Annotated in this window: 15 protein-coding genes and 1 tRNA gene; 10 read left to right on the top strand and 6 right to left on the bottom strand. The window is 71.8% G+C overall.

The window, feature by feature from the left end; genetic code table 11:
• The first annotated feature begins 137 nt into the window (after positions 1–137).
• Positions 138–1,142, top strand: a complete 1,005-nt coding sequence (locus tag ABZO29_RS31135; protein ID WP_367323491.1) for a peptidoglycan-binding domain-containing protein — start codon at positions 138–140, stop codon at positions 1,140–1,142.
• 445 nt (positions 1,143–1,587) lie between these two features.
• Here the strand turns inward: ABZO29_RS31135 and ABZO29_RS31130 are convergent, their stop codons facing one another.
• Both ABZO29_RS31130 and ABZO29_RS31125 read right to left on the bottom strand, forming a co-directional pair.
• Entirely contained in the window at positions 1,588–2,247 is a 660-nt protein-coding gene (locus ABZO29_RS31130; RefSeq protein ID WP_367323490.1) for an HAD-IA family hydrolase, read from the bottom strand.
• A gap of 151 nt (positions 2,248–2,398) precedes the next feature.
• Positions 2,399–2,980 carry a TMEM165/GDT1 family protein gene (locus ABZO29_RS31125; protein WP_367323489.1) on the bottom strand — a complete coding sequence of 194 codons (582 nt, stop codon included), beginning with the start codon at positions 2,978–2,980 and terminating at the stop codon, positions 2,399–2,401.
• A 377-nt stretch (positions 2,981–3,357) separates the two neighbouring features.
• Between ABZO29_RS31125 and ABZO29_RS31120 the strand changes: the two genes are divergently transcribed.
• From ABZO29_RS31120 to ABZO29_RS31100, 5 genes are all read left to right on the top strand, one after another.
• A complete protein-coding gene (locus ABZO29_RS31120; RefSeq protein WP_367323488.1) occupies positions 3,358–4,002 on the top strand; it encodes an HNH endonuclease family protein in 645 nt (214 codons plus the stop codon).
• 191 nt (positions 4,003–4,193) lie between these two features.
• Positions 4,194–5,855, top strand: coding sequence for an alkaline phosphatase D family protein (locus tag ABZO29_RS31115; protein ID WP_367323487.1), 1,662 nt, complete (start codon positions 4,194–4,196; stop codon positions 5,853–5,855).
• A 124-nt stretch (positions 5,856–5,979) separates the two neighbouring features.
• On the top strand, positions 5,980–6,387 hold the full coding sequence (locus ABZO29_RS31110) for a hypothetical protein (RefSeq protein WP_367323486.1): 408 nt from the start codon (positions 5,980–5,982) through the stop codon (positions 6,385–6,387).
• Positions 6,388–6,848: 461 nt separating this feature from the next.
• Positions 6,849–7,304 carry a DoxX family protein gene (locus ABZO29_RS31105; protein WP_367323485.1) on the top strand — a complete coding sequence of 152 codons (456 nt, stop codon included), beginning with the start codon at positions 6,849–6,851 and terminating at the stop codon, positions 7,302–7,304.
• A 257-nt stretch (positions 7,305–7,561) separates the two neighbouring features.
• Positions 7,562–8,164: a DedA family protein gene (locus tag ABZO29_RS31100; RefSeq protein WP_367323484.1), complete on the top strand. Its 603-nt coding sequence runs from the start codon at positions 7,562–7,564 to the stop codon at positions 8,162–8,164.
• A gap of 18 nt (positions 8,165–8,182) precedes the next feature.
• Here ABZO29_RS31100 and ABZO29_RS31095 read toward each other — a convergent pair whose 3' ends face one another.
• Complete coding sequence (locus ABZO29_RS31095) at positions 8,183–8,413, bottom strand: DUF2277 domain-containing protein (RefSeq protein WP_367326299.1); 231 nt, start codon at positions 8,411–8,413, stop codon at positions 8,183–8,185.
• A 106-nt stretch (positions 8,414–8,519) separates the two neighbouring features.
• Here ABZO29_RS31095 and ABZO29_RS31090 point away from each other — a divergent pair, with 106 nt between their 5' ends.
• Positions 8,520–9,422: a ketopantoate reductase family protein gene (locus ABZO29_RS31090; protein ID WP_367323483.1), complete on the top strand. Its 903-nt coding sequence runs from the start codon at positions 8,520–8,522 to the stop codon at positions 9,420–9,422.
• A 19-nt stretch (positions 9,423–9,441) separates the two neighbouring features.
• Here the strand turns inward: ABZO29_RS31090 and ABZO29_RS31085 are convergent, their stop codons facing one another.
• Both ABZO29_RS31085 and ABZO29_RS31080 read right to left on the bottom strand, forming a co-directional pair.
• On the bottom strand, positions 9,442–9,810 hold the full coding sequence (locus tag ABZO29_RS31085) for a hypothetical protein (RefSeq protein ID WP_367323482.1): 369 nt from the start codon (positions 9,808–9,810) through the stop codon (positions 9,442–9,444).
• 65 nt (positions 9,811–9,875) lie between these two features.
• Positions 9,876–10,391: a GNAT family N-acetyltransferase gene (locus ABZO29_RS31080; protein WP_367323481.1), complete on the bottom strand. Its 516-nt coding sequence runs from the start codon at positions 10,389–10,391 to the stop codon at positions 9,876–9,878.
• A 111-nt stretch (positions 10,392–10,502) separates the two neighbouring features.
• Here ABZO29_RS31080 and ABZO29_RS31075 point away from each other — a divergent pair, with 111 nt between their 5' ends.
• A complete protein-coding gene (locus tag ABZO29_RS31075) occupies positions 10,503–10,850 on the top strand; it encodes a hypothetical protein (RefSeq protein ID WP_367323480.1) in 348 nt (115 codons plus the stop codon).
• 52 nt (positions 10,851–10,902) lie between these two features.
• Here ABZO29_RS31075 and ABZO29_RS31070 read toward each other — a convergent pair.
• Positions 10,903–10,974: transfer RNA gene (locus ABZO29_RS31070), tRNA-Val, on the bottom strand.
• Positions 10,975–11,146: 172 nt separating this feature from the next.
• On the opposite strand from ABZO29_RS31070, the gene ABZO29_RS31065 reads away from it, so the two are divergent.
• A complete protein-coding gene (locus ABZO29_RS31065; protein WP_367323479.1) occupies positions 11,147–11,914 on the top strand; it encodes a DUF4097 family beta strand repeat-containing protein in 768 nt (255 codons plus the stop codon).
• A 74-nt stretch (positions 11,915–11,988) separates the two neighbouring features.
• Entirely contained in the window at positions 11,989–13,362 is a 1,374-nt protein-coding gene (locus tag ABZO29_RS31060) for a hypothetical protein (protein ID WP_367323478.1), read from the top strand.
• Positions 13,363–13,403 lie beyond the last annotated feature (41 nt).

Genomic DNA, 13,403 nt, shown 5'->3' with positions numbered 1-13,403 from the left:
CATCTTCCATCGTGATCGGTGTGACCGGTTATGGCCTGTTGAGTCCTGTTGGAAGCCGGTATTCCGGGGGCCGGTGACACAGGGAGTCGTGAAGGATCTGGATAATCTCTGGAGTTCTCACGGGGAGGGGCGAACACGTGAACGAGCCGAAGGGATCGGGGCGGGGGTACGAGTGCCCGCAATGCGGGGCACTCCGGGCACCGGACAACACGCCGTCGTGCGCCTGCACCGAGCGGGCGTCCGAGGCCCTGCGCGACGCGCGTACGGCGGAGGCGGCCGCGGCGGAGGACTTCGATCCGCTGCGGATACGGCCGTACGTGGAACTGGAGGGCGCGGGCATGGAGGGGACCGCGCCGGCGGAACCGTCCGCGGCGGAGGACACGATGCCCCTGCACGCCATCACCCCGGCCCTTCCGACCCCGCTGGTACCGCGGGAGACGGAACCCAGCGCGACCGACCTGAGCCTCTTCGAGACGGGCGGCGGCGTTCCGGGCACCCCGGCCCCGCCCAGCGCCGAGGACCGGCCGGGCGGCCGCCGCCGTACCGTGCTGCTCGCTCTCGCGGCCGCCTGCGTGGCGGTGGTTGCGGCGGCCGGGTACGCGAGCGGGCTGTTCTCGTACGAGACGCCGTCGCGGGAGGGCGCGCTGCCGGATGACGTACGGGCGGCGGTCCCGGACACGTCGACCAGCGCAGCGCCGGTGTCCTCCTCGCAGGCGGGCGCGACGACTTCAGGCCCCGCCTCGGCGCCACCGTCGTCGGCCTCCTCCTCCCACAGCACCGGCCCGTCCTCGTCGGCATCGAGCGCCTCTCCGAGCGCCTCCCGCTCGACCGAGCCCACCGAGACGGCGACCACCGTCCGCGCGACCGGCACGATCGAACCCGAGAACGGCGCCGGCGACGCCCAGAAGACCAGCGCGGCCCCCGTGCTACGACGCGGCGACAAGGGCGCCGAGGTCACGGAACTCGAACTGCGCCTGACCCAACTCGGCCTCTACACAAGGCAGCCCGGCGGCAAGTACAACGAGGGCGTCGAAGACGCGGTCACCGGATACCAACAGGCACGCGGCATCCAGGACGAGGAACCGGGGGTGTACGGGGCGGCCACGCGCACCCGCCTGGAATCGGAGACGACGGAACCGTAACGAGGCGGGTGCAGCCACTCGGCGCGCGGAGCGGACACGGGGCGCGGACGCAGACCCCGGGGCTCGCGGCGCGGGCGCACAGCGCGCAACCAGCCGCCCATCCGCGGCTGCGCGCGGCGCTCAGCCACCACGCCGATCCGCGGACGCGCGCAACACCACCCCACCCCTCCACGGGGCGCGCGGTCCTCAGCCACCGCGTTGGTCCTCGGGCGCACGCTCAGCCACCTCGTTGGTCCGCGGGCGCGCGGCGCTCAGCCACCACGCCGATCCGCGGGCATGCGTGCCGCCTGGGGCGGCACGGGTGGGCGCGGGCGGCACCCCGCCAGCGCCGGGTTGCGCGACCCACCCCGCGCCGGCCCCCGCACCGGGCACGCTCACAACCCCGCGGGCACAGTCACTCGCACCCCACCGGCCAGCACTCTCAACGCCGGGCTGCGGCCCACACTCACCCCACGTACAGCCGCAGTTCCCCACCCCCGCCCGACTGCACCCGTACGCCCGTCAAGTCACGCACCACCACATCCGGCCCATAAGCCTGCGCCCGCTCCCCCACCCCTACAACCCGCATCCCCGCAGCCCGTCCCGCCGCGATCCCCGCCCCGGAGTCCTCGAAGACCACGCACTCCGCGGCCGCCACCCCCAACTCGGCGGCGGCCTTCAAGAACCCCTCCGGATCAGGCTTGCTCGCGCCGACCGACTCGGCCGTCACCCGCACATCCGGCAGATCGAGCCCCGCCGCGGCCATCCGCGCCGTGGACAGCGCGACATCCGCGGAGGTCACCAGCGCATGCGGCAACCCCCGCAGGGAAGCCAGGAAATCCGCCGCGCCGGGGACTTCGACGACCCCCTCCCTGTCGGCGGTCTCCTCCGCCAGCATGCGCGCGTTGTCGGCGAGGTTCTGCTCCATCGGCCGCTCCGGCAGCAGCATCGCCATCGAGGCATGCCCCTGCCGCCCGTGCACGACCTCGAGGACCTCGTCCCCGTCCAGCCCGTGCCGCGCGGCCCAGCGCCGCCACACTCGCTCGACGACCGCATCGGAGTTGACGAGGGTGCCGTCCATGTCCAGCAGCAGGGCACGGGCGGTTAGCACGGTCGTGGCAGTCATCGGCAGCTCCAGGACTCCAAGGTGCCAGGCAAAACAAAACGGCCCCGCCCGCCGGTCAGGGAAAACGGGCGAGAGCCACTTTGTTCCTTCACGATACAAAACCCGCCCGCATCCCGCCACCCCCTGCGCGGCAGTTCACCCGCCGTTCAGCTCACCCGCTCACGGCCTCCCACAGACTCCACACCCCGAGCCCCAGCATCAGCGCCGCCGCGACCTGCGTGACCAGCCGCAACGGCACCCGCTTCATCAGCGCCTTCCCACCGACGATGCCGAGCCCGGCCACCGTCCACAACGCAAGCACCGCTCCCAGACCCACGGAGAGGGGATCGTCGTAGCGGGCCGCGAGGTTCGCCGTCATGATCTGGGTCAGATCACCGAACTCGGCGACCAGGATGAGCATGAACCCTGCCCCGGCGACCTTCCAGAAGGACTGGTTCTCCGGCCTCCGCACCTCCTCCTCGTCCTCGCCCTTCTTCAGGAGCAGCATCGCCGCGCCCCCCAGGAAGAGCGCGCCCGTCAGCGCGTGCACGATCTGCTGCGGAAGGAGCGTGAGCACGCTTCCCGCCGCGACGGCCAGCGCGACGTGCAGCGCGAAGGCGGCGGCGATACCGGCGAAGACGTACGAGGCGCGGTAGCGGGTGCCGAGGACGAGACCCGCGAGAGCGGTCTTGTCCGGCAGTTCGGCAAGGAAGACGACGCCGAAGACGAGCGCCGTCACGGTGAAGCTGATCAAGGTTCCTCAATCGGTCGGGTGCCGCCCCACCGAGAGTGCTGAGCCTTCGTACACGACACCTCGGCATGGCAGCACACATGTCACCCGTGCCGTACGGCACGGACGTGCACTGCTTGCCGAAGGTCTCGCTGGCCGACCCGGTGGTCCCAGGTCGCCTCCGGGCGCCGGCTCAGACGAGCTGAGCAGTATGTCGACGGTCCGGCGAAGAGCTACTCCCCTTCTGCGCCGTCCATAGTACGAGATCGTTCTGCCATAAACCTTGTCGTGTCATGTACGCGTCATTAACTTCTTACCGAACGCACACCCCACGGCAATACGGCACCGCGAGCATTCCATCGCTCGCGCCCCAACACCCCTGCCTCCCCAAGGGAGTTCGCATGCCGAAGTTCTACGCGCGTCGACGGCTCAGCATACTCGCGGCCCTTACCGGCCTCATAGCCTCGGTCGGACTTTTCAACGGCCCGACCGCCTCCGCCGCCCTCCCCACCCCCGTCAGCGCCGCCACCGCCCGCAGCTACCTCGCGACCCTCACCGTGGCGACCGAGGACCGCACCGGCTACAGCCGTGACCTGTTCCCCCACTGGATCACCATCTCCGGCACCTGCAACACCCGCGAGACGGTCCTCAAGCGCGACGGCACGAACGTCGTCACCAGCTCCACCTGCGCCGCCACCAGCGGCAGCTGGTACTCCCCGTACGACGGCGCGACCTGGACCGCCGCCTCGGACCTCGACATCGACCACCTCGTCCCGCTCGCCGAGGCCTGGGACTCCGGCGCCGACAGCTGGACCACCTCCGAGCGCCAGGCCTTCGCCAACGACCTGACCCGTCCGCAGCTGATCGCCGTGACGGACAACGTCAACCAGGCCAAGGGCGACCAGGACCCGGCCACCTGGATGCCCTCGCGCACGGCCTACCGCTGTACCTACGTCCGCGCCTGGGTCCAGGTGAAGTACTACTACGACCTTTCGGTCGACTCGGCCGAGAAGTCCGCGCTGACGAGCTACCTCGCGAACTGCTGATCGCCGGGACCTCCCCTTTCACCTCTGTCGTTCCGTACCGTACGGGGCGACGGAGGAGGGCGAGCCGAAGGGGCGCGCCGGAGGCGGGACGGCGAACGCGCGGAGGCCCGAAGGGCTGAGCACGATCGCCGTCCCGACACCGGCTGCAGCACCCGGAGGCGAACCGACCAAGAAAAGGGCGGGCGATCACCGTGGCCGAACTGCGCCTGGGACCACTGCTGAGATACGCCGACGGCTCGTCCGCGACCATATGGGTCGAGGCGAGCCGTCCGTGCACCGCCGAGGTGCGCTGCGCGGACGGCGCCGGCGGCACGGCCCGCACCTTCCAGGTCGCGGGCCATCACTACGCCCTGGTACCGGTGACCGGCCTGACGCCGGGCACCTCACCGTCGTACGACGTCCTCCTCGACGGCACGCGCGTGTGGCCGCTGCCCGACTCCCGTTTCCCGCCCTCCGTCATCCGCACCGCCGCCGACGGCGACGGGATCCGGGTCGCCTTCGGCTCCTGCCGCTGGGCCGCCCCGCCCGCCGGTGAGCACGACCCGGTCGGCCCCGACGCCCTGGACACCCTGGCCGCCCGGATCGCCGCCGACCCGGAACGCGAACGGCCCGACGTCCTGCTGCTGCTGGGCGACCAGGTGTACGCCGACGAGACCTCACGGGCCACTCAGCGGTGGCTGGCCGCCCGGCGCGATCTGAGCGACCCGCCGGGCAGTGAGGTCGCGGACTACGAGGAATACACGCGGCTCTACTACGAGTCGTGGCTCGACCCCGAGATCCGCTGGCTGCTGTCCACCGTGCCCAGCTGCATGATCTTCGACGACCACGACCTCATCGACGACTGGAACACCTCCGCCTCCTGGCTCGCCGACATGCGGGCCACCTCCTGGTGGCGCGAAAGGCTGCTGAGCGGCCTGATGTCGTACTGGGTGCACCAGCACCTGGGCAACCTCTCCCCGGACCAATTGGCCACGGACACGCTCTACGCGGCCGTCCGCGAGACCCCGGACGCCACCGACGTCCTGCGCGCCTTCGCCGCCCGCGCCGACGCCGACCCGGCCTCCGTCCGCTGGAGCTACCGGCGCGACTTCGGCCGCGTACGGCTGCTGATGGTGGACACCCGCGCGGCCCGCGTCCTGGACGAGGACAGCCGCGCGATGCTCGGCCCCGGCGAGGCGGAGTGGCTGCGCACACAGGCGCTGGAGGAGCCCGGTTCGTACGACCACCTCCTCATCGGCACCTCGCTGCCATGGCTGCTGCCGCACCTCGTGCACGACGCCGAGGGGTGGAACGCGGCGCTGTGCCGGGGCGAGAAGGGAGCGCGCTGGGCGCGGTTCGGGGAGAAGCTGCGGCGGGCGGCGGACCTGGAGCACTGGGCGGCCTTCCCGGCGTCCTTCGAGGCGCTGACGGAGCTGATCGCCGAGGCCGGTTCGGGGCCGGAGGCACCGGCGACGGTCCTCGTACTGTCGGGTGACGTGCACCACGCGTACGTGGCCGAGCCGTCCTGGCCCGGGCGCGGCCCGGAGGCCCGGGTTCTGCAGCTCACCTGCTCACCCGTGCACAACGCCATCCACGCGTCGATCCGCCTCGGCTTCCGCTTCGGCTGGAGCGCCGCCGCACGGGCCCTGGGCCGCCGACTCGCAGGTCACGGCCGCGTCCCGCGGCCGTCGATCGACTGGCGCAGGACGGGTGGTCCCTGGTTCGGCAACCAGATCATGACGCTGACCCTGCGGGGGCGTTCGGCCCGGCTGCGGCTGGACCAGGCACGGGCGGAACGGGGCGGGAAGGCGCGGCTGGCGACGGTGACGGAGTCGGCGCTGAGCGATACCCGTGACGGGACTGGGCACAACTGAGCCATGCCAACGGCGAGTTGAGCACAGATGAATCTTCAGGAAACCCGCAATCGAACATACGCTCACTCGGCACCGGGGGCCGCTTCGAGGCCCTCAACTCGCCGAAGGGCAGGGTCCGTTGAACTTGAAGCAGATCAGCACCGTGTTCGCCGCCGCCGGAGCGGGCGTCGTCCTCATGGCCGTCCCGGCCCATGCCACCTGGTACCCGACCGGCTGGCCGCAACACGCGTACACCTCCGACTACAAGGGCGAGGGCGCCTTCCAGGCCGAGGGCGACTGGGTGATGGCGGCGGACCTCGGGGAGGACGGCAGAAGCGCCGTCACCCGTTGGGAGACCGACTACGGACGCTCGGGCGAGTGCAAGGCCACCGGCGGCGCCTTCACCGGCAAGACGGAGTGCAACTACGACTTCGCCGAGTCCGGCGGCTTCCGGATGAAGGTGTGCCTGCGCAACTACTCCAACGACATCGGCTGGGAGAACTGTTCGACCTGGACACCGTGGCTCAGCATCAGCACCGGCAACCCCAGATGAGTCCGGAGTGACGCGCGGGAGCCACGGGATGTCCGGGATCCCGTCGGCTTCCGTGAACGCCGGTCTCCGTCGCCGTGGTCGGCGCCGAACCGCGCGGCGCCGGCGCACTGGAACGCCTCTGCGCCTCCACCCCCGAACTCCTCGCACCCTGCCAGGAGTTGACGGACCACATGGCCGACCGGGCGCCACCCGGCCCCGGGCGTGCACTGGGTGACCGCGGCGGGCGCCCGTCCGGGGGTGTATTCGGTCACACTTTCGGACGCGGACGCGGTGGCACGAGCCGTCCTACGTGCGGCGGTTACGGAAGCGGAGCCGCAAACGGAGCCCGCACCGTGGCCAAATGTTGAACTTGCAAGCATTGATGGGGTGCTCCTAGCCTGGGTCCTTCGTTCGGTACCGCCGCCCCCACCGACCCGGTCCTCCGGGACCGGACCGACCGAAACCCAAGGAGTACCCCCCACATGTCCGCTCGCCTCAACCTCCTACAGCCGTACGCCCTCGGCCTGTTCCGCATGGTCGTCGGCCTGCTGTTCGCCTGCCACGGCGCAGCATCGCTCTTCGGCGTCCTCGGCGGTGCCGCCGGCACCGACGGCGGCACCCTCGAGGCAGGCACCTGGCCCGGCTGGTACGCGGCCGTGATCCAGCTGGTCTGCGGCAGCCTGGTTCTGCTCGGCCTCGGCACCCGCGCGGCCGCCTTCCTCGCCTCGGGCTCGATGGCGTACGCCTACTTCGACGTGCACCAGCCCAACGCCCTGTGGCCGATGGAGAACGGCGGCGAGGCCTCGGCGATGTTCTGCTGGGCCTTCTTCGTGCTGGTCTTCACCGGCTCCGGCGCGCTCGGCCTGGACCGGCTCTTCGCCAAACGCCCGGTGCGGGAGCACAAGCCGGCGGCCGACAAGGCGCCCGTGACGGCCTGATCGACCGACGCCCTGATCGACGCCCCCGGGGCGCCCTCCACCCGCAGACGGAGAGGGCGCCCCTTGTCATTTCCGGTACACAGGGCGAACGCGCCCGCCGGTACGCACGTGAACACACTGTGCCGAACACACGAGCCCCCCGTGAACCTCCTGCCACATCCCACGCGTACGCTGTATGGCTGTTGTCGGCCGCCTGCCGCTCGACCGCGACATCGCGGCACGGAACGGCCGTACGGGGGAGACACGGGGAGAGTGCGGTGCTGGAGAGTGTGGGGTCGCTGACGGGCAGCCCATGGATCTACGCGATGGTGGCCCTGTCGGTCCTCCTCGACGTGTTCCTGCCCGTGCTGCCGAGCGGCGTCCTGGTCATCGCTGCGGCGACGGCCGCGGCGGCGGGCTCGGCGACCGGCCAGGTCGCGAACGAGATAGACGTCCTGACGCTGATCCTCTCCGCGGCCGCCGCCTCCGTCCTGGGCGACCTGGTCGCCTACCGGCTGGCCTGGCGGGGCGGCGAACGCCTGGACCGCGCGATATCCCGCTCCCGCCGCCTCACCACCGCGCAGGAACGTCTCGGCGCGGCCCTGGCCCGCGGCGGCGGCCTCCTGGTCGTCCTGGCCCGCTTCGCCCCGGCCGGTCGCTCGGTCGTCTCCCTCATCGCGGGCGCCGCACACCGCCGCGTCCGCGACTTCCTGCCCTGGTCCGCCCTGGCCGGCCTGTCCTGGGCGACGTACAGCGTGGCCCTCGGCTACTTCGGCGCCCACTGGCTGGGCACGACATGGCTGGCCACGGGCGTGTCCCTGGTGGCGCTGTTCGCAGCGGGCGCGGGCGCGACGTACCTGATGCGCAGGCAGCCCGCGTAACACGCCGGGGCCCGCACCTCAGCCCGCCTGCCGGACCGCCTGCCCCCTGACCTCCAGCCCGCCCAGCAGATCGGCCGTGGCCTGCGCGATCACGTCGACGGCATGGTCGAACACCTCCCGATTGTGGGCGGCGGGCGCGCGGAACCCGGAGACCTTGCGCACGTACTGCAGGGCGGCGGCACGGATCTCCTCGTCCGTGGCCTCCTCGGGCAGCGCTGGCGGGCGGAGAGTCTTGATGCTGCGGCACATGCCACCAGTGTCGCCGAAGACGCCCCGGCGTTCACGGACGAGTGCGATGATCATCTCCGAGGCGGCCACCGTTCGGGGCCGACCGACGAGAGGAAGAACCTCGATCATGGCGAACGACGAACTCACCGTGGCCGTCCTCGGCCCGGGCGGCGTCGGCGGACTGCTCGCCGCGCTGCTGTCCCGCGGCGGTCACCGCGTGATCTGCCTGGCCGGCGAAGAGACGGCCAAGACGCTGTCCACGGCCGGGATCCAGGTCCGCAGCGCCCGATTCGGCGACTTCACGGCCCCCGTCGAGGCGGACACGGCCCTGCGCGAACCGGTCGACGCGTGCCTGGTCGCCGTCAAGCACACCGCCCTCGACGTGGCACTGACCCGCGTCCCGCCCGAGACCCTCGGCGACGGCCTCCTCGTACCGCTTCTGAACGGCGTCGAACACCCGGCGACCCTGCGCGCCCGCTACCGCCCCGACCGCGTGGCCCCGGCCGTCATCCGCGTCGAGTCCACCCGCCTCGCCCCCGGCGTGATCGAACACGGCAGCCCCTTCGCGGAGATCGACCTGACGGGCGACGGCGTGCCCCACGAACGTCTCACCGCCCTGGCCGGAGCCCTCGACGCCGCCGGCCCCACCACCCGCGTCCTGCCCGACGAAGCGGCCGCGCTCTGGGCAAAGATGTCCTTCCTGGCCCCCTTCGCCCTGCTCACCACCCGCTACGACCTCCCCCTCGGCGACGTACGCACGCTCCACCGCGAGGAACTGACCGCCCTGGTCACCGAGACAGCGGCCGTCAGCCGCGCCTGCGGCGGCCCGGCGGACCCCGAACAGGCCCTCGCCCGCTACGACTCCTTCCCACCGCAGACGAAGTCCTCGATGCAGCGCGACGCCGAAGCGGAACGCCCACTGGAACTCGACGCGATCGGCGGGGCGTTGCTGCGGGCGGCCGAGCGGCACGGCATTGAGGTGCCGGTAACGGCCCGACTGGTAAGGGAGTTGCGCGCAGCGGGGCACTGACCCGTCGGCCCCGGCCCGCTCAGGCGGTGACCTGGCCGAGGCACAGCATCACGACGAACAGCACCACCAGCGCCCCCAGCCCGACAGCGCCCGCCCGGGCCCCGCCCCGGGGATGGAACAGCCCCGCCACGGTGCCGAACACGACCAGCGGCACCCCGACCCGGGCGACGGCGAGGAGGGCGTCGGCGAACCGCAGCGGTCCGCGGACGCCGTCCTCGCACGCCGCGCAGGTGATCGCGAGCAGCGGCCCGATCAGGTACACGAAGGCACCGACGAGCAGGACCAGCACGGCGAACACGGTCAGTCCGGCCCAATCGGCGGCCGTACGCGCGCGGCGGCGCCCCTCAGCGGGGCCCGCGGTTTCGGAAGCGATGCCGGTGTTCTCCATGTGCCGGACGTTACGGATCACGGCCACCGCCCGCATCCGCGCCCGTACTCAGGCGACGTACACCCCTACTCGGCGACTCCCCCGAGGTCGACCCGCCAGTCGTTGGAACTGATCCGGTGCCCCTTCGGATACTCGAAGTCGACCGGCCCCAGCAGCGTGAAACCCGCCCGGCGGCACACCCCGTTCGACGCGGCGTGCGCCACGCCCGGAAAGGCGTGCAGATACCGGTGCCGGCCGGCCGCCCGCACCTCCTCCACGACGGCCCGCGCCGCCCGCACGGCGAGCCCCCGCCCCTGGAACTCCGGCAGCACACCCCACCCCGTCTCCCACACCGTCCCGCCCCGCCACGCCCGCTCCCAGAACCCGATCGACCCGGCGGTCTCCCCTCCCTCCGCCAAGGTCACCCGGTACATGCACCCCACTTGCGTCTCCACATACCGCCGATGCCGCACGAGCTGCTCCTCGCTCTCCGGCCCTCCCAAGTGCTCCGTCATCTCCGGGCTGTTGGTCCTCCGCAGCAACCAGAAGTCCCCCTCCGCCCAGGGCACCAGCCGCACCTGCTCCACACCATCGAGGTCCATGCCGGTCACCGTACGGCGTAGGTCTGACACCCGACCGGACTCGTACACCCGTTCGCACGAACCCCCGGAAGGAGCTCGCGCCCCAAATTCGAACAGGCGTAGCATTGCGCCGTGGCTACGACCTATGACTTTCCGAGCGACCTGCGCGCCGGTCAGGAGGAGCTGCATCAGGTCCGGGCCGAGCTGTCGGCCCTGCTGAAGCGGCTCCCCTGGTCGGTCGAGCCCCTGGACGCCTTCAGCGACGACAACGGCTGGCGCAAGGTGGAACGCCCCGCCTCCCCCGGCTGGACAGCAGACGAACAGGCCGAGGTGGAGAAGCTACGCCGGCGGGAGCACGAACTCGCCGTGTTCGTGAGCTGCCACCGCTTCTGGGCGGAGGTGGCGACGGCGGAGCGGGTGGAGGCCCGCATGCGCCTCAAACACGCACACGAGGACGCGGAGGCACAGCAACAGGGATAGACCGGCACACGCAGAAGACCCCGGCCCAACGGACCGGGGTCTTCTCCTGACGTGGGCGCGGACGGTTTCGAACCGCCGACATCCTGCTTGTAAGGCAGGCGCTCTACCGCTGAGCTACGCACCCGGACAGGCCGACAGCCTACATTGCCCGGGGCACTGCCACGCAAACCCGTATCCCCGGACGTGCAGGCGGGGGTTATCCCCACCCCGGATCCGGGAGTGCTCCGGATCCCCCCGGCGCCCCCGGATCCGTACGGTCGAGGAACCGTCGAAGTTCGTCCCAGGGGGAGATCGGCATGGACCGTACCGTTGCAGCCCGCGTGGCCCTCGCCGTGGTTGCCGTCGCGCTCGTCGGCGGGGTCAGCGCCTGTGGCGCCTCCGCCGGGGACGACAAGGATCCCGAGCACCGGAGCTTCGCTCTGCAGGGCAGTACCCTCACCGTCGACTCCGACGACTCCGCGTTGGAGATCGTCGCCGCGGAGGGGAACAAGGCGGGGCGAGTCGAGGTCACGCGGTGGTTCGAGGGGTCGGTCGCCATCGGGAAGGATCCGAAGGTGACCTGGTCCATGAAGGACGATCGGCTGGTGCTGCGGATGAAGTGCAGTGGGGTGGTCGCCGACTGTTCGGCCCGGCACCGGATCGAGGTGCCGCGCGGGGTCGCGGTGAAGGTGGTGGATGGGGACGGGAGTGTGCGGGCGCGGGGATTCGAGCAGGCTCTGAGCATTCGTACGAGGGACGGGTCCGTGCACGTCACGGACTCCTCCGGGCCGCTCGACCTGCGTACCGGCGACGGGTCGGTGCGCGCGGAGGTCTCCTCGCGCGAGGTGCGAACCCGGACCGGGGACGGCTCCGTCCGCCTCGAACTGGGAGTCGTACCGGACCGGGTGGACTCCCGTAGCGGCGACGGTTCCGTGACCATCGCGCTGCCGCGGGCCACGTACCGTGTGACCACGGACACCGGGGACGGCGGGGTCGACGTGTCGGTGCCGCGGGACGAGTCCAGCTCGCATGTCGTGTCGGCGCGCACCGGGGAGGGCAAAGTCACGGTCCGGACCGCGAACTAACGGGCCCGTGTGTTCGTCCTTAACCGGTGGGAGAATGACACCGGGCAGGGCGAATCACAGCACGGGAGAGGGATGTGACGGCGACACCTCCGAAGTCGTACTCGCCGTTGGTGCCGCGTGCACCCCGTCACGTCCTGCGTGACACGCTCGCCCTGATCGCGCTGCCGCTGGTCGCCGCGCTGGCGCTGCCCGCCGCGTTCGCCGGCGGCGGCACCCGGCGCTGGTTCGGCGGGCGGTCCGAGAGCCAGCGGGCGGAGGCGCAGGCGGCGAAGGACGCCGCCGCGGCCGCGTTCTACGAGCTGGACACCGCCCAGCGCGATCTGCGGATCTCGATCGAGACGATCACCGCGGTCGACGACTCGTCGGCCGCCCGGCGGGCGATCGCCGACTTCGAGGCGATCGGTGGGCGGATCGACGAGGTCAGCCGTCAGTACATCGACGCCGTCGACGCGCATGATCTCGACCGGGACGACCTGGAGGCTCATGCGGCCGCGCGGGCCCGCACCGAGTTGACCAGGGCCAAGGACGAGCTCAACCGCGTCAAGCAGGAGCTGGACCGTTTCAGCACCGGTCTGGGGCCGCTGCTGGGCAAGGCCGAAACGCAGCTGGCGCGGCTCGCGCCCGCGGTCGAGCGGGCCCGGCAGGCGTTGCTGGCCGCTTCGAACGCGCTCGATGCCGTGCGGGGCTCGGGGCTGAAGGCGGACGATCTGGCGGCCCGGCTCGCCGCCCTCGCGCCCGAGCTGACCAAGTTGAACCAGGGGGCGGGGCAGCACGGCGTCCCGCAGACCCTGGAGCGTGCCGAGCGGGTCGCGCGGGAGGCGGAAGCCGTACGGGTGGAGGCCGAGCGGCTGCCCGAGCGGGCCGCCGAGATCGATCACCGCCTGGTGTCGCTGCGGACCCGGGCGCAGGCGCTGACCACCCGGGCCGGGCAGGTCGATCCGGTGCTGAGCGAGCTGCGGCGGCGGTTCACGGCGGCGTGCTGGCAGGACCTGCAGCGGGTACCGGAGCAGGCCGGGGAGAACGTACGGCAGGCCGAGCTGAAGCTGAAGGAGGCGCAGGCCGCGCGGGAGGCGCAGCGCTGGCCGGACGCCACCGCGCTGCTGTCGACCGTGCGGGCGCTGCTGAACACGACGGACGAGGCCGTGTCGGCGGCCGGCGACCGGCTGACGCGGTTGAACGCCGTGCAGAAGGATCCGCAGCAGGAGATCGAGCGGACCAGGTTCGCGATCCGGGACGCGCAGCGGCTGGCGATGGCCGGGCGGAACACGCCGGATCCGCGGCATGCGCGGCCGTTGGACGACTCCGTGGGCCGGCTGGAGCGGGCGATCGGCTCGCTGGAGGGCCGTCATCCGGACTACTGGCACTTCCTGACCGAGACGGAGGCCGTGCGGCAGACCGTGGCGGGTGTGGTGGCGCAGATCCGTGGGGAGCGCGGGACGGGCCACTGAGCCGTTGCCCCCGGGGCGCCGCGGGCGGATATTGAAGGGAC

Origin of the sequence: Streptomyces sp. HUAS ZL42 (assembly GCF_040782645.1) — a bacterium.
In the GTDB taxonomy this organism is placed as follows: domain Bacteria; phylum Actinomycetota; class Actinomycetes; order Streptomycetales; family Streptomycetaceae; genus Streptomyces.
The sequence above is the reverse complement of the archived record's forward strand: the minus strand, read 5'-3'. Positions and strand labels throughout refer to the sequence as shown.